Origin of the sequence: Agrobacterium sp. CCNWLW32, assembly GCF_037083425.1 — a bacterium.
GTDB classification, from domain to species: Bacteria; Pseudomonadota; Alphaproteobacteria; order Rhizobiales; family Rhizobiaceae; genus Agrobacterium; species Agrobacterium radiobacter.
Genome location: NZ_JBAOJM010000006.1, coordinates 110,544 through 128,483, shown reverse-complemented (window position 1 = coordinate 128,483; position 17,940 = coordinate 110,544). Strand labels below are relative to the sequence as shown.

Here is a 17,940-nt window from a genome sequence, read left to right as displayed (position 1 = left end):
CTGGACCGGGCAGGGGCGGGTTACTGCGCCCGCGCATCCCACCAGGTCTGTTTCTGATTGCCTGATATCGGGGTCATATCCGGGCGGTCGATATATTTCCAGCGCGCAACCCATTGCGCGCCGATATAATAGAGCGGAATGATGTAGTGGCCGGCAACCAGAAGGCGGTCATAGGCGCGCACGGCGGCCTGGAAATCTTCCGTCGAGCGCGCCTGCAGCAGCGCTTCGATCATCCGGTCAATATCGGGATTGGCGGCGCCCGCATAGTTGAAGCTGCCCTGCGCATCGCGTGAGAGCGAATTCCAGCGGTTGAGCTGCTCCATGCCCGGCGAAAGCGACGACGGCAGGGAGCGGATGATCATGTCGTAATCGAAGCTGTTCGAGCGGGCCTGATATTGCCCGTCATCGACCGAGCGGATGCCCATGGCGACGCCGATCAGATTGAGAGAACGCTGATAGGCAAGCGCGATGCGCTCCTGAGCGGGGTTCTGTGTCATGATCTCGAAGGCGAGCTGGCGGCCGTTGGCGTCGGACATCCTGCCGTTCCTGATGCTGTATCCGGCCTCTTTCAGCTTGTCGACGGCCATTTTAAGGACCTTGCGGTCCGCACCGGTGGCGTCGGTGGTCGGCAAGGCATAGGTGCCGGCCAGTAGCTGCGGAGGCATGGTCTTAGCCGCGTCGCCGAGCAGCGCCAGCTCGCGTTCGTCCGCGGCATTGCCATAGGCGCCGAGCGGCGAATTCTGCCAGTAACTCTGTGTGCGCTTGAAGGAGCCGCCGAGAATGTTTCTGTTCATCCACTCGAAATCGAACGCGTAGGTAAGGCCTTCGCGCACCTTCTCGTCGGCGAAGACGGCGCGGCGGGTGTTGAAGACGAGACCGAACATGCCTGTCGGCAGGCGCGGCTGGAAGACGTCCTTGACGATGTCGCCGCGATGGACGGCGGGGAAATTGTAAGCCTGTCCCCAATGGGAGGTGTCGGAGGTGCCGTTGATGGCGTCGCCTTCGGGATAGATGTCGATATCGCCCTTCTTGAAGGCCTCGAACATGGTGGTGACCTGCAGGAAATAGGTCACGCTGATCTCGTCGTAATTGTCGAAGCCGACCTTGCCCGGAATGTCCTTGCCCCAATAATCCGGATTGCGCTCCCAGATGATTCGTTCGCCCGGCCGCAGGGTCTTGATTCGGTATGGACCCGAGCCGACGACTGCGCCGAGGCCCGCCTGTTCGAATTTTTCCGGATCGATCGCATGTTTTGGCAGGATCGGGGTGGAGGAGGCGAGAATGAGCGGCGTTTCGCGGTTGGCCTTGTCGTTGAAGGTGAAACGCACGCTGCGATCACCGATCTTTTCCAGCTTCGCCACCCCGTCCAGACGGCTGTTGAAGGGCGGGCGGCCTTTTTCCTTCAGAAGATTGAAGGTGAAGATCACGTCATCTGCGGTCACCGGCTCGCCGTCGGACCATTTTGCCTTCGGGTTGATGTTGAACTGGACGAAGCTTCGCTCCTCATCCCACTCCACTGTTTCGGCCAAGAGGCCGTAAAGGCTGAAAGGCTCATCGCTGGAGCGCAGCATCAGGGGTTCGTAGAGAAGATTGCCGAATTCCGGGTCCCAGACGCCGCGCGCCGTGGTGCGCATTCCCTTGAGAACGAAGGGATTGAGGCTGTCGAAGGTGCCGACGACGCCATAGGAAATGCGGCCGCCTTTCTTCACGTCCGGATTGACATAAGGAAGGTGCCTGAAGTCTGCGGGGAGCTCCGGCGTGCCGTGCATGGAAATGCCGTGCAGCGGCTGCGCCAGGGCGTTCCCGGCGGGAAGCAGGGATGATCCCAAAAGGAACAATGCGGGGATGAGGGCCGCAAGGTTGCGCATGTCACTGTCCTGTCTCAACTGTCCGTCCGATGTGCGTCACGACCGTTTATCATCATGATTCTGGCAGATATGTAGCACACGGACATGGTGCGACCCATCCAAGCGCGGGAAATCTTGGGTCAGCTCAAGAAAAAGTTAAAGAAGTGCTGGATATCGCCGCGATCGGCATGTAACAGGGTGGCCGGAAGAGACGGGTCACGCATTTGCCTCATTTAAACGACAGTTGAACGGGCAGAAGGATACCGCCATCGACGAACAGGGCCTTAACGGTTCTGTTCTGGCAGACATTCAGGAGACGGAACTCTTATGATGCAAAAGGCAAACACATTCACCCGGACGGCTCTGTCCGCTCTGGTCCTCTCTCTGGGCGCGGTTTCCGCTCCGGCCATCTCGCAGGCACAGGATGCTGCTCCCGCCGCTCAGGGCGCCGGCGCTCCGCCGCTCGGCTGGTTCAAAACCTGCTCCAAGCAGGAAGACAACGATGTCTGCGTCGTGCAGAACGTGGTTCTCGCCCAGAACGGCCAGATGATCACCGCTGTCGGCCTCATCACCGTTGAAGGCAAGGTCAACCGCAAGCTGCTACAGGTTTCGGTTCCGACCGCGCGTCTCATTCCTCCTGGTGTGATGATGCAGATCGACGGCGGCAAGGGCCAGAAGCTCGACTACGCCGTTTGCCTTCCCGACAAGTGCACGGCCGAAGTTCCGCTGACGGACGCCATGATCGCTTCCCTGAAGAAGGGTAGCGAGGTGGTCTTCACCTCCATCAACTTCCGCCGCGCGCCGAACCCCATCAAGATCGCGCTCTCCGGCTTCACCGGCGCGTTTGACGGCCCGGCGATCACCCAGTCGCAGCTGGCCGAAAGCCAGCGCAGCCTGCAGGAAGGCATGCAGAAGAAGGCTGAAGAGGCTCGCAAGAAGCTGGAAGCCGCTCAGGATGCCGCCAAGGGCGCTCCGAAGCCCTGATTGCAGCGTAAGCGCTAAAAACAGAAAACCGGTCTGGTGACAGACCGGTTTTTTTATGTCCCTGGGAGAGTGGGGAGATGGTTGGCGGGCGTCAATGCGCCGTTGACATTTTCGGGCGCCATTCGCCGTTCGGCGCCTTGTCGAAGATGCGGCCGATATTGGGGTTTCGGAGCGGCGTCTCGTTTTCGTCGTGGACGAGGTTCTGCTCGGAAACATAGGCGACATATTCCGTCTCCTCGTTTTCGGCCAGAAGATGATAGAAGGGCTGGTCGCGATCCGGCCTGATTTCCGCGGGAATGGCGTTCCACCATTCCTCGGTATTGGCATATTCCGGGTCGACGTCGATGACCACGCCGCGGAACGGAAACACCTTGTGGCGGACGATCTCGCCAAGCGTGAATTTTGCGTCTCTTTGTTTCATGGCATGAACTTCCTTTCCCACTAATAGTTGGGTGCGGAACGCAAAATATCAAGGGCTAGGGGGTATCCCGGCCCTTTCTCTCTATATGGGCTCAGGCTCGGCGGCCGAGCGGCGCGGTGGCGATGATGACACCGCCGGTGACCAGCACGATGCCGATCGCGTGGTAGGTCTCGAACGTCTCCCCGAGGAACAGCGTGGCCATCAGGATCGAGACGGGCGGCATCATGTAAAGCGTGATGCCGGCCGTGGCGGGGCCGAAGACGCGCACCGTATGGGTGAAGCAGTAAAAGGCAAGCAGCGAAGCGAACAGGATGATGCCGCCGATCTTCGCCCATGCCATTGGCGTCGCGGGCAGCATGCCGCCCTGCGCCAGTTCCAGCGCCGCCGGCGGCAGAAGCACCAGCGCGCCGGAAAGCGCGATCAGACCAAAAAGGCTGAAGGACGCCATCTGCCGCGCCGCCGGCTCGCGCAGCAGCAGCGAATAGACGGCAAAGGCGATGGCCGCCGTCAGTATGGCGAAATCGCCGATGTTGAAGCTCATGTGCCGGAGAGCTGCGATATCGCCCTTGAGCACGATGGCCGCCACGCCGGCAAAGGCGATGATCATGCCCGCCACCTCAAGCTTTCTGATGGGGCGGCCCTGAAAGATGCGCTGGAACAGGATGATGAACAGCGACGATGTCGTGTAGATCAGCGTGCCGTTGGCGGCCGTGGTCATGGTGAGGCCCCAATAGACCACGCCGCCGCAGATGCCCATGCCGAGAATGCCGAGAACGAGCCAGAGAAGCGTTTTGCGCCTCAGGAAGGCAAGGCAGTTGCGCCAGTCGGCGATCATGAAGGGCGCGATGATGAGGGTCGATCCGATCCAGCGGATGAAGGCGGCGATGAAGGGCGATACCTCACCGACGACGCCGCGACCGAAAATGACGTTGCTGGAGAAAAAGAACGGCACCGCCAGAAAGATGAGCCAGTCCGTAAGGCGCGTTTGCTGAGTGGCTGGCTTGTTCGACATTCTTCGCGACATGGCTGGGCTTCAAAAGAAAACGGCGGCTTTCCGGGGAAAACCGCCGAAATGGATCGAGCGCCCCAGAGGGAGCGCTCGAAAGGCCGATCAGGCCGAGTAGTACATGTCGAATTCGACCGGATGCGGGGTCATTTCGAAACGCATGACTTCCTGCATCTTCAGCTCGATGAACGAGTCGATCTGGTCGTCGTCGAACACGCCGCCGGCGGTCAGGAACTTGCGATCCTTGTCGAGGCTTTCGAGAGCTTCGCGCAGCGAGCCGCAGACGGTCGGGATCTTCTTCAGTTCCTTTGCAGGAAGGTCGTAAAGGTCCTTGTCCATCGGCTTGCCGGGGTGGATCTTGTTCTTGATGCCGTCGAGGCCGGCCATCAGCATGGCCGCAAAACCGAGATAGGGGTTCTGGGTCGGGTCCGGGAAGCGGACTTCGACGCGCTTTGCCTTCGGGTTGGAGCCGAAGGGAATACGGCAGGATGCGGAACGGTTGCGGGCCGAATAGGCGAGCAGAACCGGCGCTTCATAACCCGGCACCAGACGCTTGTAAGAGTTGGTGGTGGGGTTGGTGAAGGCGTTGATGGCCTTGGCGTGCTTGATGATGCCGCCGATGTAATAGAGGCAGTTTTCAGAAAGGCCGGCATATTCGTCGCCTGCGAAGGTCGGCTTGCCGCCCTTCCAGATCGACTGGTGAACGTGCATGCCCGAGCCGTTGTCGCCGAAGATCGGCTTCGGCATGAAGGTTGCCGTTTTGCCATAGGCATTGGCGACCTGATGCACAACGTACTTGTAGATCTGCATCTTGTCGGCGCTGGAAACCAGCGTGTCGAACTTCACGCCCAGCTCGTGCTGTGCGGCAGCCACTTCGTGGTGGTGCTTTTCAACGACGACGCCCATTTCGGCCAGAACCGTCAGCATTTCGGAGCGCATGTCCTGCAGGCTGTCGATCGGCGGAACCGGGAAATAACCGCCCTTGACGCGCGGACGGTGGCCGAGGTTGCCGGTTTCATAATCCGTGTCGTCGTTGGACGGCAGTTCGGACGAGTCGAGCTTGAAGCCGGTGTTATAGGGGTCTGCCTTGTACTTCACGTCGTCGAAGACGAAAAATTCGGGCTCCGGGCCGACGAAGACGGTGTCGCCGATGCCCGAGGCCTTGAGGTAGGCTTCGGCCTTCTTGGCGGTGCCGCGCGGGTCGCGGTTATAGGCTTCGCCCGAGACCGGGTCGAGAATGTCGCAAAGGACGACCAGGGTGGACTGGGCGAAGAACGGGTCGATATGGGCGGTGGCCGGATCGGGCATCAGCACCATGTCGGACTCGTTGATGGCCTTCCAGCCGGCGATCGAGGAGCCGTCGAACATGACGCCGTCGGCGAACATGTCTTCGTCCACACAGACAACATCCATGGTGACGTGCTGCAGCTTGCCCTTGGGGTCGGTAAAGCGCAGGTCCACGAACTTGATGTCGTTATCCTTGATCTGCTTCAAGATATCGTTTGCGGTCGTCATTTAAACGTTTTCCTTGAGTGTGATGATGACGAGGTGAAAACCCAAGCCTCCCCGGCTCGGGACGTTCTTGATTATATGGCGTCCACGCCTGTTTCACCGGTACGGATGCGGATGACTTCCTCGATATTGGAAACGAAAATCTTTCCGTCGCCGATACGTCCGGTCTGCGCCGCATTGCGGATCGCCTCGATGACGGCTTCCGCGTTCTCGTCCGCCAATACGACTTCGACTTTCACTTTCGGCAAAAAGTCCACAACGTACTCTGCACCGCGGTAGAGTTCCGTGTGGCCCTTCTGACGACCAAAGCCTTTTGCTTCCGTGACCGTGATGCCCTGAAGTCCGACTTCCTGAAGGGCTTCCTTCACTTCATCGAGCTTGAAAGGCTTAATGATCGCTTCGATCTTTTTCATGAGAAAATATCTCTCCGCTTCTCCCGTTAAAGCAGGTTATTCCCGCTCTGCCACAAGAATGCACGTATTGTGCCAGATCGGAAGCGGGCTTGAAGAAAAAACTTCGATCCCCCGGCCTTCCGACACAAAATGCATTCGGTTTTGGCGGTTTTCCAGCCAATTTCTCTCGGGAACCCGAAAAATCCATCAGCATTTCTGCCAATTCTTATTATTTTAGATGGTTTGAATATTTGAGAATGCGCGGGTGTGATGAAGTTGGTTTGTTTATATTTTATGCATTTGATTATTATTTGGACTTGGCTATCTGCTTATTTTTGTATCGATTGCCTTTCCGGCGTTTTGAAGGGATGATCGAGGCATGACATCCCTCTCTGACCTCTCCCTTTTTGACCCGTCTGTTATGGCCCGCATCGATGCGGCGGCCGGTCAATCCGGCATTCCGCTTTATGATCTGATGGAGCGGGCGGGGCAGGCGGTTGCCGCCTCAGTGCTGCGGCACTATCCGCAGGCGCAACGTTTCGTCGTGCTCTGCGGCGGCGGCAACAATGGCGGCGACGGTTACGTGGCGGCGCGGGCGCTTGTGGAAAGCGGCGCGGTCGTTGTGGTTCATCATCTCGGTGACGCCGGTACGCTCAGGGGCGATGCGCGGATGGCTTTCGAGCGCAGCGGGATGGCGCCGCTGCCGCTTGGCGACTATGCGCCTCTTGCCGGCGACGTGGTGATTGACGCAGTCTTCGGGGCCGGGTTGTCCCGCGATATTCCTCGGGAACTTGCGCGGATAATCGAGGTGGTGACCAGCGCGAAGGTGCCGGTTCTCGCCGTCGATCTGCCCTCCGGTCTCTGCGGCCGGCGGGGCGTGCCGCTTGGTGCCTCGTTCACGGCCGAACGGACGGTGACCTTCATGGCGCGCAAGCCCGGCCATCTGCTGATGCCGGGGCGGGCGCTTTGCGGGGCGCTCGAGGTGTTCGATATCGGTATTCCCTCCCGCATCCTCACCGATCACGCAGGCCCGGTTGCGGAAAACCATCCGCTGGTCTGGCGTGATGCCTTGCCCGCCAGCGATATCGAGACGCATAAATTCCGCCGCGGCCATCTGACCGTCTTTTCCGGCCCGGCCCATGCGACGGGTGCAAGCCGCATGACGGCGCTTGCGGCGCTGAAGGCAGGGGCGGGTATCGTCGCTGTCGCCGCTCCGAGGCAGGCGCTCGACGTGCTGTCCGTGACGCTGACGGCCGTGATGAATGCGCCGATGGACGATGCCGATGATCTGCGGCTCTGGCTGGACGACCGGCGTCACGGAGCCTTCGTTCTCGGCCCCGGTTTCGGCGATCTCGACAAGGCGCGGCAATTCGTATCCCTGCTTGGAGACAAGGCGGTCGTGCTGGATGCCGATGCGATCACTGCTTTCAAGGATCACACGGAGACCCTGTTCGAGCGCATTACCTCAGGCGTGGGCAAATTCATCCTGACGCCGCATGAGGGCGAGTTTGCGCGATTGTTTCCGGATCTTGCCGCCGACAGGGTGCTGAGCAAGATCGAGAAGGCGCAGGTCGCCTCGGCGCGCAGCGGTGCGGTGCTGGTCTATAAAGGCGCGGATACCGTGATTGCTGCGCCTGATGGCCGGGCGCTGGTCAACACCAATGCGCCGGCGAGCCTTGCGACGGCCGGATCGGGTGATGTGCTGGCCGGTATCATCGGTGCGCTGCTGGCGCAGAGAGTCCCCGCCTTCGAAGCGGCTGCGGCCGGCGTCTGGCTGCATGGGCAGGCGGGCCACAGGGCAGGTGACGGCATGACGGCGGAGGACCTTGCCCATGCGGTTCGGCCGTTTGGGTGAATTGGTCTCCGATTATGTTCGCTGTTTGCTGGCCGCTGACAGATCCGGTGGTTTGGCACAGTTCCATCATTCTCACTCCGTCACCCCGGACTTGATCCGGGGTCCAGTGCGATCACGTCCTTGATCGCGAAAGGCTCGTTCACGGCGCAGACGCGCCGTGGCTGGATGCCGGATCAAGTCCGGCATGACGGGGAGAGGTTTCTACCTCCGAATCGAGGCCTTTTGCGTTTGTGGCCCTTGCCACGCACTCAATGCGCGGCTTTGCCCTGGCTTGCCATTGCCATTCGCGACGCACTGATCAAGAGCTTGCGTTCAGCGCGCTCCTGCTGCGGCGTGCGATTGTAGATTTCGCGATAACACTTGGAAAAATGCGAGGCGGAGACGAAACCGCAGGCGACGGCGACTTCGACCACCGGCATGGCCGATTGCACCAGCAGGTGGCGGGCGCGGTCGAGACGGATTTCGAGGTAATAGCGGGCGGGTGAGCGGCCCATTTCCTGGCGGAAAAGGCGCTCCACCTGCCGGCGCGACAGATCGGCGGCGTCGGCGATGTCGAGCAGCGACAGCGGCTCGGCGAGATTGCCTTCCATCAATTCGATGATCGACAGGACCTTGCTGTTCTGGACGCCGAGGCGGGCGCGCAGCGGCAGGCGCTGACGGTCGTTGGGACTGCGCACCCGGTCGGTCAATTGCTGTTCGCAGACACGGTTGACGAGGTTTTCGCCGAAATCCTGGCCAATCAGGCTCAGCATCATGTCCAGCGAGGCCGTGCCGCCGGCGCAGGTGTAGATGTTGCTGTCGACTTCAAAGAGGTCGGCATAGACTTCCACCTGCGGGAAGGCTTCGGAAAAGCCGGGCAGGTTTTCCCAGTGGATCGCGCAGCGCTTGCCGTTCAGGAGGCCAGCCTGTGCGAGGATATGGGCGGCGGTACAGAGGCTGCCGATGGCGATGCCGCGATTATAGGCTTCGCGCAGCCAGGCATTGACGGACTTGTTGATGTGTTGATCCACATCGATGCCGGAACAGATGATCGCCATTTCCGGGCGGTTTTCGCCGCTGACATAACGCCGCTCGTCGGCAAGACAGGTATCGGCCTCAAGACAGATGCCGCTTGACGACATGACCTTCTGGCCGTCTAGGGAGGCAAGGCGCCATTCATAGGCCTGATAGCCCAACATTCGGTTGGCGATGCGAAGCGTTTCAACCGCTGCGGCGAATGGCAGCATGGTAAATTGCGGAATGAGAAAAAAGACGATTGAGCGTTTCTTCTGGGAGTTTCTGCTCATTTGCCCGTGCTCCGTTGCGAATACGCAATTCCTCCCTTGGAATTGGTCTTCTGGATGTCCTGATTACGACATCTTTAACGAAAAATACGCCTCGGAATCGGAGCTGTCAAAAAATAGCTTTTGAAATATGCAAATTTCGCGACAAGCCTTTAAAAAAGGCGATGTGTCGCATGCAAAACAGGCAGGCTGTTTTGCGCCCCCGTCCTGCCGTTTGGGCGCGGGCAGGGATGGCTCGCAAGACGCGCAATGGTTGCGAGCCATCGGTTGGACATCATTTGCGGATGGTGTGTATGCGGGTGGTGTCGGTGGTCGGCCATCCGATATCCTTCAATGTTTCAGGCGGCAATGCCTCCAGTGCACGGAGCATTCTGGCGCGGCGCCATTCTGCGTAACGGGCGGAAACCTGGTCGGACAGGCGATGGAGCCAGCCAATGGGTGAAGGACGGTGCGTAGAACGGTTCGTCACCGGGAGATAATGTATCATGGTCATGTCTTGATCCTTTCGTGAACCACGATCCTGTTTGCGACTTCGATATGCGCTTGCCTGTTTCATCAGGCAAGATAATGAATCTTATGTCATTCATCAGTTTTTGGAATGAATTGCCGGCGACGCCTGCGGGGAAAATTCCAATCCGCGAGATCGTCAGCGCTTCATTCCGACGAGGCTCAATTCGCCCCGTCAATCGATGTCCCGGATGGTGCGCGCTTGTTGACATTCAATCAAACGAAATGATATCCATCTATAAATCAAAATATTTGAAGGTGCGTGCCATGACCGTGACTTTCCGCCAACCGCTGCCGTTGCTGGATAACGACATATTGAGAACCTTCGTCGCCATTGCGGAAACGGGAAATTTCTCCACCGCCGCTGAAGTGGTGTTCAGAACGCCTTCCGCCGTTTCCATGCAGATCAAGAAACTCGAGGAGCAGTTGAAGACGACGCTGTTCCTGCGCGATGCCCGCTCAGTCACATTGACGGCGCATGGGGAGACGCTGCTGACCTATGCGCGGCGCATGATTGCGCTCTCCAACGAGGCCGTATCGCGTTTCGTCATGCCGGAACTCTCAGGTGTCGTCCGGCTCGGCGCGCCGGAGGATATTGGCGAGCGTGGCCTGCTGCCGGGTATTCTCAAGCGTTTTGCCGAGGCTTTCCCCGGCATCATGATCGACGTCACCATCGATTCCAGTTCCAATCTCTACAAGCGCATGGACGAGCAGCGGCTCGATCTCGCCCTCGTCAACTGTGCCTCGCATCCGCTGCGCGACACCGGCGAGGTGCTGATGCGCGAACGTCTTGTCTGGGCAGGCGCGAAATGCGGTACGGCCTATCTGCGTGATCCGCTGCCGATCTCCATCTGGGAGGAAGGCTGCATCTGGCGTTCGGAAGCGATCAATTCGCTGGAGCGGCGCGGGCGCAATTTCCGCGTGGCCTATCTCAGCGGCCATACCATGGCGCAGCGCGCGGCGATTGCCGCCGATCTCGCGATTGCACCGCTGCCGCGATCCTATGTGCTGAACGATATGGTCATTCTGGGCGACAAGGAAGGTCTGCCGGAGCTCGGCTCTTTCGATATTCGCCTGATCATGGGCGACAAGGCGTCGCGCCCTGTTCTTGCCGTGGCTGAAAGCATTCGAAACGCTTTTGTCGAGGTCGCCAAGGCGGCCTGAGGTCCTGATAATGCGCGGCGGACGTGGCCCGTCGCGCTGTCAGGATGGCGGCTTCAGCCCGCCATCGAATCCTGTGATGCCGAACGGTCTGCGCCGCCGGTTTGCCAGCTTCCACGCTTGACCAGCCAGTCGGCCGAATTCTGCAATCCGCCAAAGGGAAAGACGTGAATCTGCCGTATAGGCCCCTGCGGATTGGCCTGCCAGTGCCGCTCGATCGGCCCGACGATGCTTTCCGGCGAATGGCCCTTCGCCAGCGTCGTCAGGGAAAGCGCGTTTTTCTTGAGATAGGCAATGGAATTGCCGACGCCGCAGAGTGCGGCATATTTCAAGAGCGTCGTGATCTTGGCCGGGCCGGAAACGCCGATATGCACCGGCAAATCGATGCCTGACGCCGTTAGTCCTTCCGCCCAGGCGATGAAACGCGCGGGATCAAAACCGAACTGCGTGACGATGCGCATTGCGGCATCGCTTCTTTCTGCAAAATCGCGTTTCAGCCTGAGTGCGGCCATCGCCGTGTCGTCGTTGAAATCCGGGCTGCCTTCCGGGTGGCCGGCGATTGCGATCTGCCTTATCCCGCAACGGTCGAAAATGCCTGACGACAGCATGTCCATGCTGGATGCGAAGGGACCGGCTGGCCGGTCGACACCGCCGCCGACAACCAGAACATCCGTGACACCCGCTTCTCCGGCAAGCCGTCTCACCTGTTCTTCAAACCCCGTGCGGGAAGGTATGCGCCGCGCTGCAAGATGCGGCACTGGCTCGTAACCGAGGTCGCGCAAATGTCCTGCGGCATCAACGAGCCTTTCCTGCGAGGCAGCTCCGGTGTCGGTGAGATAGACGCGGACACCCTGCGGAAAGAGACCGGCAAGGTCGCTCGCGCCAAGCACCTGCGCGGGCGAGGCTTCGATGGAGGCGGGAATGATGGAAGCGGCGGAAATATCGGGCAATTTGTGCATGATCCTTTTTATTATCATGCACCGATTTTTCGGCGAAGTCTGTGCCTGTTGCGGCAAGACAGGCTTGCATCTGCGACGAAGCTCAACCCCGGTTCGGAGAGTTTCGGTTTCACCAGATCCGTTTCGTCAGGCCGTTCCACAGCCAGGTCCAGATGGTCGGCGGAAAACGCAGCACCGATTTGCCGGGTGAGGGCGGCTGCGGCGCAAGGCTGCCGGAAAGGGCGTCCTCGATGGCGCTGACAGCGATATCCACCGAAGCGGCGGTCAAAAGCAGCGGATAGGTGGCGATCGTGTCGGAAGGCGATGGTTTCAGCCGCTTCTCGTAGAGTGTTGCGCCGGTATCCACGCCCTTGTCGACCAGATGCACGGTCGCGCCGAAATTGCCTCGGTCCTTTTCGACCAGCGCCCAGTAACCGCCCATCTGCCCGCGATAGGCGGGGTTGATGCCGGCGTGGAAATTGATGACCGGGCATTGCAGGGCCTGCAGCGTGGCAGGTCTCAGCAGACGGCAGGAAATGGTGAAGATTGCAGCCGGTTGCAGCAGATTGGCGGCCTTGCGGCATTCCTCATCGTTGAGCGAGGCGAATTGCGTAACGGGAAGGCTGTGGTGGAGATCGGGAGAAAGACCGTGTTCGGCGATGATCTCGTTGCTTCTGCGAACCGTGAAGCGTTTGCCGAGCCGCGAGGCGATCATCGTCGCTATCTGGCCCGCAGCGACAATCCAGCCAAGCCGTCTCGCGCGTCGCCTGAGAATGACTGACTTGCTTTCCGGCTGCTCCATGAAGACGTGGATATCGGGAAATCGGGCAGCCAGAGCATTGATCATGACATTGGGGTTCACGCCGCCCGCCGTCATCACCAGAAGCCGATTGTTGATGTCAGTCATATCACCCACGGGATTTTCCTAAGCCATGATGCAGTTGCCGAGTGTCACTCGTGAACTTCAAAACCATGTTAATTTTCATCGACAGGATTTTTTGAAATGCCGCTGGAACCGTTTTTTGGGACTCACGTTATTGTGACGCATATCACATTGGCGCTTGCCTTTGGACGGCAAGTCATAGGGGAGTAGTTTCACATGATCACACGTATTCTTTCGACCGTTTTCGTGGCTTTGCTGACTGTCGTCACCCTCAGCTCCTGCGGCAATACCATTCGCGGCATGGGCCGGGATACGGCAAACGCCGTTGACGCGACGCAGGATGCCGGCCGCAACGTGGACCGCGCAGCGCGTCGTTAATCAAGGCTCCCCTCCCGCAAAGGCGTTACCCGAAAACCCGGGTGACGCCTTTTCTTTGACCGAATTTCCCTGCGAATGTTCGCCTGACGAGAATCAAAGGGGCGGGCATGATTTCATCGATGAAGAAACTGGCAAAGGCGCTGCTGCCGTTGTTGTTGCCATTCTCCGCGCAGGCCGGTGGGCAGCCGGATTTCTGCAAGGCCATCGACCATGCGGGCGGGCGCTACACCGTCTGCAGTTTCGATCCGGCAAGGAACGCCATCCGCATTTATGACCGCGACCATGTCTCCGGGCAGGGATACCGCAGTTTCGCCGACCTGTCGTCGGCCTTGTGGCGGCAGCACATGTTCAGCATCTTCGCCATGAATGGCGGCATGTATCATTCCGACTATTCGCCCGTCGGCCTCTACATTGAAAATGGGGTGGAGCGTTCGCCGCTCAGCACCCGGGGCGGCTGGGGCAATTTTCACCTTTTGCCGAACGGCGTGTTTTATCTGAAGGGTGCAAAGGCTGGCGTGCTGGAAACCGCAGCCTATCTGGCGGCGGATCCGAAAGCCGATTTCGCCACCCAGTCCGGGCCGATGCTGGTAATCGACGGCAAGCTGCATCCGCGCTTCCTGCCCGAGAGCGACAGCCTGAAGCGGCGCAACGGCGTCGGCGTCTCCCGCGACGGTATGGTGCATTTCGCCATTTCGGAAAATACCGTGCGCTTTTATGATTTCGCCACGCTGTTCAGGGACGTGCTGGATGCGCCGAATGCGCTCTATCTCGACGGCACCATATCCAGCGTCGATATTCCTGCGATGAACCGCCGGGATTCGCTGTTTCCCATGGGGCCGATCATCGCCGTTGTCGATCGGGTGCCGGATTAGCCGAAAAGATCAGATCGGCGCCTTGGGATAGGCTTTTTCGAGACCGGCCGATGCCGTCAGCCCTTTGCGGAAGGCGATATAGGCGGGGTGCTGGCTCGCTCTTGCGGTTTCCGTGATGCGGATCTGCAACCGGGAAGGGGCATTGCCGCCAAGCCATTCGCCGGTCGTTTCCAGCTTCAGGCTGTTCAGGAAACGGGCATTGGTCTGCTGGTCGAGATAAAGATTGAGGCCAGCCAGCAGGTTTTCGTCCTGCAGGGCGTTTTCCATCAACAGCAGCACCCACGCTTTATCTTCGCTTGTCAGCGAAGTGAGCTTCGACGCGACCGTTTCACGGTCGGGAAAAGAGGATGCCTGCTGCATTGGGTGACTCGCATCGTTGCCGTTGCCATCGTCGATAAAGCAGCACTGGCGGCCTTTCAAGGCGCGACGCTTCAGTGGAAGAAATTCGACTGCAACGTGTTCGGTCGCGAGGGTTTTCAACAGGCGTTTGTAGGAAAGCTTTAAATAACGGTTACACTTTAGCCTAAATTGCGGCGAAGCCCGAAACGGCGTCTTTTTGCACGCCGCGCTAACATCTTGTTTTTTCACATACCTATGCACGGGGCGAATGGCAGCCCATCGAAAACGCCTTCATTTAGCCGCTTTTTGCATTTGCGTTCGCCGCCGGATTTTAATAAATGCTTGCCTCAACGGGCCGGGTCTTGAAGATCCCCCGGAGAGTGAATAGCTGGAGTAATCATGGAAGAAACCGCTCAGAAATCCTGCTGGGGCGTCACCTTGCGCGCACTTGCAGGCTTTGCCGCTTTTCTCGCATTGACGTACATTTTTGGCAGCCCATAAGCATCTCTCCTGAATGACGGGTTTTGAAACGGCGCGGTTTTCCTCTGGAAACCGTGCTGTTTTCGTTTCTGGGACGCTCATGTCGCAGCTGCGCAAACCGCTGACGCTCTTTTGTGGCGATCCGTTTCGGCTTTGGATATGATGATGCAGGAATCCATTCTTATTCAGGGCGAACTTCATGTTTCTTTCGGTCTTTGACGTCTTCAAGATCGGTATCGGTCCTTCGAGCTCCCACACGATGGGGCCGATGACGGCTGCAAACCGCTTCCTGGCGCTGATCCTCAGCGATGAGTGGCCGCGACCGGCGGGTGCAGCCGTTGCGCAGCTGAAGGTCAGCCTGCATGGCTCTCTCGCCTTTACCGGCATTGGCCACGGCACGGGGCGTGCCGTCATTCTGGGCCTCACCGGCGAGCGGCCGGACCTTGTCGACCCCGATGCGATGGACGCCATTATCGATGCGGTGGAGAAGGCCGGCACGGTAACGCCGCCCGGCCATCCGTCCTATGAGTTTCGGCCCGCAGAAGATCTGATCTTCGACAAGAAGAACCCGCTGCCCGGCCATGCCAACGGCATGATCTTCTCCGCCTTCGACAATCAGGGCAGGCTGCTCATCAAGCGCATCTATTATTCCGTCGGCGGCGGTTTCGTCGTGACCGATACGGAACTTGAGGCGATCAAGCAGCGCGGCAAGACCATCGATAATGGTCCGCGCGTGCCTTATCCCTTCGGGACGGCGCGGGAAATGCTTGAGATGGCGGCCCGTTCCGGCCGCACCATCGCCCAGATGAAGCGCGCCAATGAGGAGACGGTGGTTTCCCGCGAGGAACTGAACGAGCGCCTCGACCAGATCTGGGAAGCCATGAACGGCTGCATTGAGCGCGGTCTGAAAGTGGACGGCATCATGCCTGGTGGCCTGAAGGTGCGCCGCCGCGCCCGCTCCATTTACGAGAAGCTGAATGCGGAATGGCGCAGCAACCGGCTGAACCCTGTGATGGCCAATGACTGGCTGAGCGTTTACGCCATGGCCGTGAACGAGGAAAACGCCGCCGGCGGCCGCGTGGTGACCGCGCCGACCAATGGTGCGGCAGGTGTCGTTCCGGCGACCGTCAGATATTTCCGGCATTTCCACGAGGATGCGAGCGTCGACGACGTGCGCGACTTTTTGCTGACGGCGGCCGCCATCGGCGGCATCATCAAGCACAATGCCTCGATTTCAGGCGCGGAAGTGGGCTGTCAGGGCGAGGTGGGTTCGGCTTCCGCCATGGCGGCGGCGGGTCTTGCCGCGGTCATGGGTGGATCGCCGGAACAGGTGGAAAATGCCGCGGAGATCGCGCTCGAGCATCATCTCGGCATGACCTGCGATCCGATTGCCGGGCTTGTGCAGGTGCCGTGCATCGAACGTAATGCCATGGGCGCAGTGAAAGCGGTGACGGCAGCCTCGTTGGCGCTAAAGGGCGACGGCCAGCATTTCGTGCCGCTCGACGCCTGTATCGAGACGATGCGCCAGACCGGCAATGACATGAGCGAGAAATACAAGGAAACCTCCACCGGCGGCCTTGCCGTGAACGTTGTGGAGTGCTGAACGGGCAGGGCGTCCGGCATGGTTGCCATGCTTGACGCCCGCTGCAAAAAGGCATTGATAGAACCATGCCTTTACATCTCATCAAACTTTGCGTCGGCGCGGATTCAATCCAGGACTTGAGAGACTGGGTCGCGCATCGCGCGCTGACCGCAATTGCCGCAGGCCTCGAGCCGCATAGTGTTCACACCACCCGGATGATCCCGAAACGGGTCGAGGAATTGCTCGAGGGCGGTTCGCTCTACTGGGTCATCAAGGGACAGGTACAGGCGCGGCAGAAACTTCTCGATATCCGTTCCTTCAAGGGCGAAGACGGTATTTCCCGCTGCGATCTCATTCTCGGCCCAGAGGTCATCGAAACCTCACCTGCGCCAAAACGCCCGTTTCAGGGCTGGCGTTACCTGAAGGACGACGAGGCGCCCCGCGATCTCGGCGGCGGTGCAGGCGGCGAGGACATGCCTTCCGATCTCAGGCGTGAACTGGCCGAGCTTGGTCTGCTCTGACGCCTGACGGATGAAAACGAAAAAAGCCGGCCCCTTCTCGGGAGCCGGCTTTTTTCGTTTGGGGAGATGGGTTGTTTTCTGGCTTCAGTTGATGCCGCCGACCGCAGTGGTGGCGCGACCATCCTGAATTTTGACCCAGCGGCCGGGGTTGGCGGTGTCCTGGCGCTTCAGGTAGGTATATTCGGTTTCCGACCAGTTCATGACCTTGTTACGCATGTTGTCGAGAACGAAATCGCCACGATCGGTGCGGACGGTCAGAACGGCATGGCCTTCGCCATTCGGCTGCAGAACGACCGTGATCAAGAGGTTGGAGGCGGAGAAGCCCTTGTTCATCAGCATCTTGCGCTTCAGAAGCACGAAGTCTTCGCAATCGCCCACCGTGGTCGGATAGGCCCAGCGCTCTTCGACGCCATAGATTTCCATGTCGGTCATCGGCGTGATGGTGGTGTTGACGGTGTAGTTGACGTCGAGCATCGTCTTCCAGCGCTCTTCGGTCAGTTTCATCGGGCCGTTGTCCAGCGATGTCGGCTGGCATTCGCTCTGATAGGTCTGGCAGAATTCATAGTGGCCGATCGGCGGATTGGCCTTGCCGATGACGCGCATGACGGCGGCCGGCGACGCGCTTGCCTGATGCGCGAAGGCACTGACGATGAATGCGATCAGAGTGAAAACGAAACGGTTGTTCTTGTTCATTGCTTGTCTCCCCGTGTTGAGGAGACATTCGCAGGTATATTTTGACCCGGCGGAAATTTGCGAAGCGCAATTTGAGCTTAAATTTCAGCAAATTAGCCGTTGTTTTGAACTGTATTCGAATTAGTTTTTATGCGTGTTTGAAGCAAATTTTATTACAATTTTACGCATCTCACCCTTAGGCTTTTGGTAGCCATTTAGGCCCCTGTATTGAAAGCAATTTTCGGCACGGAGATATTTCCGGAGCGCTGTACAGCCAGTTGGCGAACGGTACCGAAGGCGTGGATTT

At 59.2% G+C, this 17,940-nt stretch carries 20 protein-coding genes; 8 read left to right on the top strand and 12 right to left on the bottom strand.

Annotated elements, in window-relative coordinates; translation table 11 throughout:
- Nucleotides 1–20: 20 nt before the first annotated feature.
- Nucleotides 21–1,868, bottom strand: coding sequence for an extracellular solute-binding protein (locus V6R85_RS15120; RefSeq protein WP_020809529.1), 1,848 nt, complete (start codon nt 1,866–1,868; stop codon nt 21–23).
- A 306-nt stretch (nt 1,869–2,174) separates the two neighbouring features.
- On the opposite strand from V6R85_RS15120, the gene V6R85_RS15115 reads away from it, so the two are divergent.
- The gene (locus tag V6R85_RS15115) at nt 2,175–2,831 is read left to right on the top strand and encodes an invasion associated locus B family protein (RefSeq protein WP_003508037.1); all 657 of its coding nucleotides are present in this window, start codon (nt 2,175–2,177) and stop codon (nt 2,829–2,831) included.
- A 91-nt stretch (nt 2,832–2,922) separates the two neighbouring features.
- Here V6R85_RS15115 and hspQ read toward each other — a convergent pair whose 3' ends face one another.
- The 4 genes from hspQ to V6R85_RS15095 all read right to left on the bottom strand — a co-directional run bounded on the left by hspQ (nt 2,923) and on the right by V6R85_RS15095 (nt 6,183).
- On the bottom strand, nt 2,923–3,252 hold the full coding sequence (gene hspQ, locus V6R85_RS15110) for a heat shock protein HspQ (protein WP_003508038.1): 330 nt from the start codon (nt 3,250–3,252) through the stop codon (nt 2,923–2,925).
- 91 nt (nt 3,253–3,343) lie between these two features.
- Nucleotides 3,344–4,264 carry a DMT family transporter gene (locus tag V6R85_RS15105; RefSeq protein WP_080866223.1) on the bottom strand — a complete coding sequence of 307 codons (921 nt, stop codon included), beginning with the start codon at nt 4,262–4,264 and terminating at the stop codon, nt 3,344–3,346.
- A gap of 99 nt (nt 4,265–4,363) precedes the next feature.
- The gene (gene glnA / locus V6R85_RS15100) at nt 4,364–5,773 is read right to left on the bottom strand and encodes a type I glutamate--ammonia ligase (protein ID WP_003508040.1); all 1,410 of its coding nucleotides are present in this window, start codon (nt 5,771–5,773) and stop codon (nt 4,364–4,366) included.
- A 71-nt stretch (nt 5,774–5,844) separates the two neighbouring features.
- Nucleotides 5,845–6,183 carry a P-II family nitrogen regulator gene (locus tag V6R85_RS15095; protein WP_003508042.1) on the bottom strand — a complete coding sequence of 113 codons (339 nt, stop codon included), beginning with the start codon at nt 6,181–6,183 and terminating at the stop codon, nt 5,845–5,847.
- A gap of 89 nt (nt 6,184–6,272) precedes the next feature.
- Between V6R85_RS15095 and V6R85_RS15090 the strand changes: the two genes are divergently transcribed.
- Both V6R85_RS15090 and V6R85_RS15085 read left to right on the top strand, forming a co-directional pair.
- Entirely contained in the window at nt 6,273–6,545 is a 273-nt protein-coding gene (locus V6R85_RS15090; protein ID WP_077998371.1) for a hypothetical protein, read from the top strand.
- Nucleotides 6,542–8,017 (top strand): NAD(P)H-hydrate dehydratase, encoded by a 1,476-nt coding sequence (locus V6R85_RS15085; protein WP_111834469.1) that lies wholly within the window; start codon nt 6,542–6,544, stop codon nt 8,015–8,017. Before V6R85_RS15090 ends, V6R85_RS15085 begins: the two co-directional genes overlap by 4 nt.
- A gap of 248 nt (nt 8,018–8,265) precedes the next feature.
- Here V6R85_RS15085 and V6R85_RS15080 read toward each other — a convergent pair whose 3' ends face one another.
- Nucleotides 8,266–9,303 (bottom strand): GlxA family transcriptional regulator, encoded by a 1,038-nt coding sequence (locus tag V6R85_RS15080; RefSeq protein ID WP_060724311.1) that lies wholly within the window; start codon nt 9,301–9,303, stop codon nt 8,266–8,268.
- A gap of 271 nt (nt 9,304–9,574) precedes the next feature.
- Nucleotides 9,575–9,793, bottom strand: coding sequence for a DUF1127 domain-containing protein (locus tag V6R85_RS15075; RefSeq protein ID WP_003508045.1), 219 nt, complete (start codon nt 9,791–9,793; stop codon nt 9,575–9,577).
- 239 nt (nt 9,794–10,032) lie between these two features.
- On the opposite strand from V6R85_RS15075, the gene V6R85_RS15070 reads away from it, so the two are divergent.
- A complete protein-coding gene (locus V6R85_RS15070; protein ID WP_003508046.1) occupies nt 10,033–10,971 on the top strand; it encodes a LysR family transcriptional regulator in 939 nt (312 codons plus the stop codon).
- Nucleotides 10,972–11,024: 53 nt separating this feature from the next.
- Here V6R85_RS15070 and V6R85_RS15065 read toward each other — a convergent pair whose 3' ends face one another.
- Both V6R85_RS15065 and V6R85_RS15060 read right to left on the bottom strand, forming a co-directional pair.
- Nucleotides 11,025–11,945: a methylenetetrahydrofolate reductase gene (locus tag V6R85_RS15065; protein WP_111834468.1), complete on the bottom strand. Its 921-nt coding sequence runs from the start codon at nt 11,943–11,945 to the stop codon at nt 11,025–11,027.
- Nucleotides 11,946–12,036: 91 nt separating this feature from the next.
- On the bottom strand, nt 12,037–12,813 hold the full coding sequence (locus tag V6R85_RS15060; protein ID WP_035213178.1) for a formyl transferase: 777 nt from the start codon (nt 12,811–12,813) through the stop codon (nt 12,037–12,039).
- 192 nt (nt 12,814–13,005) lie between these two features.
- Between V6R85_RS15060 and V6R85_RS15055 the strand changes: the two genes are divergently transcribed.
- Both V6R85_RS15055 and V6R85_RS15050 read left to right on the top strand, forming a co-directional pair.
- On the top strand, nt 13,006–13,167 hold the full coding sequence (locus V6R85_RS15055) for an entericidin A/B family lipoprotein (RefSeq protein WP_003495552.1): 162 nt from the start codon (nt 13,006–13,008) through the stop codon (nt 13,165–13,167).
- Between the two features lie 107 nt (nt 13,168–13,274).
- On the top strand, nt 13,275–14,039 hold the full coding sequence (locus V6R85_RS15050) for a phosphodiester glycosidase family protein (protein WP_087744145.1): 765 nt from the start codon (nt 13,275–13,277) through the stop codon (nt 14,037–14,039).
- Nucleotides 14,040–14,048: 9 nt separating this feature from the next.
- Here V6R85_RS15050 and V6R85_RS15045 read toward each other — a convergent pair whose 3' ends face one another.
- Entirely contained in the window at nt 14,049–14,399 is a 351-nt protein-coding gene (locus tag V6R85_RS15045; protein WP_026364145.1) for a hypothetical protein, read from the bottom strand.
- A 270-nt stretch (nt 14,400–14,669) separates the two neighbouring features.
- The gene (locus V6R85_RS15040) at nt 14,670–15,059 is read right to left on the bottom strand and encodes a hypothetical protein (RefSeq protein ID WP_161974088.1); all 390 of its coding nucleotides are present in this window, start codon (nt 15,057–15,059) and stop codon (nt 14,670–14,672) included.
- Here V6R85_RS15040 and V6R85_RS15035 point away from each other — a divergent pair.
- Both V6R85_RS15035 and V6R85_RS15030 read left to right on the top strand, forming a co-directional pair.
- Nucleotides 15,058–16,461, top strand: a complete 1,404-nt coding sequence (locus V6R85_RS15035) for an L-serine ammonia-lyase (protein ID WP_003508052.1) — start codon at nt 15,058–15,060, stop codon at nt 16,459–16,461. The genes V6R85_RS15040 and V6R85_RS15035 overlap by 2 nt on opposite strands.
- 65 nt (nt 16,462–16,526) lie before the next feature.
- Nucleotides 16,527–16,961: a DUF1489 family protein gene (locus V6R85_RS15030; RefSeq protein ID WP_020012781.1), complete on the top strand. Its 435-nt coding sequence runs from the start codon at nt 16,527–16,529 to the stop codon at nt 16,959–16,961.
- An 84-nt stretch (nt 16,962–17,045) separates the two neighbouring features.
- On the opposite strand, the gene V6R85_RS15025 is transcribed toward V6R85_RS15030, so the two are convergent.
- Nucleotides 17,046–17,654 carry a transglutaminase-like cysteine peptidase gene (locus tag V6R85_RS15025; RefSeq protein ID WP_003523403.1) on the bottom strand — a complete coding sequence of 203 codons (609 nt, stop codon included), beginning with the start codon at nt 17,652–17,654 and terminating at the stop codon, nt 17,046–17,048.
- Nucleotides 17,655–17,940 lie beyond the last annotated feature (286 nt).

What these genes read in the sequence shown, in the direction of transcription:
- hspQ (WP_003508038.1), bottom strand. Translation starts at nt 3,252, where the DNA reads ATGAAACAAAGAGACGCAAAATTCACGCTTGGCGAGATCGTCCGCCAC.
- V6R85_RS15060 (WP_035213178.1), bottom strand. Translation starts at nt 12,813, where the DNA reads ATGACTGACATCAACAATCGGCTTCTGGTGATGACGGCGGGCGGCGTG.
- V6R85_RS15025 (WP_003523403.1), bottom strand. Translation starts at nt 17,654, where the DNA reads ATGAACAAGAACAACCGTTTCGTTTTCACTCTGATCGCATTCATCGTC.
- V6R85_RS15085 (WP_111834469.1), top strand. Translation starts at nt 6,542, where the DNA reads ATGACATCCCTCTCTGACCTCTCCCTTTTTGACCCGTCTGTTATGGCC.
- V6R85_RS15055 (WP_003495552.1), top strand. Translation starts at nt 13,006, where the DNA reads ATGATCACACGTATTCTTTCGACCGTTTTCGTGGCTTTGCTGACTGTC.
- V6R85_RS15075 (WP_003508045.1), bottom strand. Translation starts at nt 9,793, where the DNA reads ATGACCATGATACATTATCTCCCGGTGACGAACCGTTCTACGCACCGT.
- V6R85_RS15120 (WP_020809529.1), bottom strand. Translation starts at nt 1,868, where the DNA reads ATGCGCAACCTTGCGGCCCTCATCCCCGCATTGTTCCTTTTGGGATCA.
- V6R85_RS15095 (WP_003508042.1), bottom strand. Translation starts at nt 6,183, where the DNA reads ATGAAAAAGATCGAAGCGATCATTAAGCCTTTCAAGCTCGATGAAGTG.
- V6R85_RS15115 (WP_003508037.1), top strand. Translation starts at nt 2,175, where the DNA reads ATGATGCAAAAGGCAAACACATTCACCCGGACGGCTCTGTCCGCTCTG.
- V6R85_RS15030 (WP_020012781.1), top strand. Translation starts at nt 16,527, where the DNA reads ATGCCTTTACATCTCATCAAACTTTGCGTCGGCGCGGATTCAATCCAG.
- V6R85_RS15035 (WP_003508052.1), top strand. Translation starts at nt 15,058, where the DNA reads ATGTTTCTTTCGGTCTTTGACGTCTTCAAGATCGGTATCGGTCCTTCG.
- glnA (WP_003508040.1), bottom strand. Translation starts at nt 5,773, where the DNA reads ATGACGACCGCAAACGATATCTTGAAGCAGATCAAGGATAACGACATC.
- V6R85_RS15045 (WP_026364145.1), bottom strand. Translation starts at nt 14,399, where the DNA reads ATGCAGCAGGCATCCTCTTTTCCCGACCGTGAAACGGTCGCGTCGAAG.
- V6R85_RS15105 (WP_080866223.1), bottom strand. Translation starts at nt 4,264, where the DNA reads ATGTCGAACAAGCCAGCCACTCAGCAAACGCGCCTTACGGACTGGCTC.
- V6R85_RS15065 (WP_111834468.1), bottom strand. Translation starts at nt 11,945, where the DNA reads ATGATAATAAAAAGGATCATGCACAAATTGCCCGATATTTCCGCCGCT.
- V6R85_RS15080 (WP_060724311.1), bottom strand. Translation starts at nt 9,303, where the DNA reads ATGAGCAGAAACTCCCAGAAGAAACGCTCAATCGTCTTTTTTCTCATT.
- V6R85_RS15040 (WP_161974088.1), bottom strand. Translation starts at nt 15,059, where the DNA reads ATGAAGTTCGCCCTGAATAAGAATGGATTCCTGCATCATCATATCCAA.
- V6R85_RS15070 (WP_003508046.1), top strand. Translation starts at nt 10,033, where the DNA reads ATGATATCCATCTATAAATCAAAATATTTGAAGGTGCGTGCCATGACC.
- V6R85_RS15050 (WP_087744145.1), top strand. Translation starts at nt 13,275, where the DNA reads ATGATTTCATCGATGAAGAAACTGGCAAAGGCGCTGCTGCCGTTGTTG.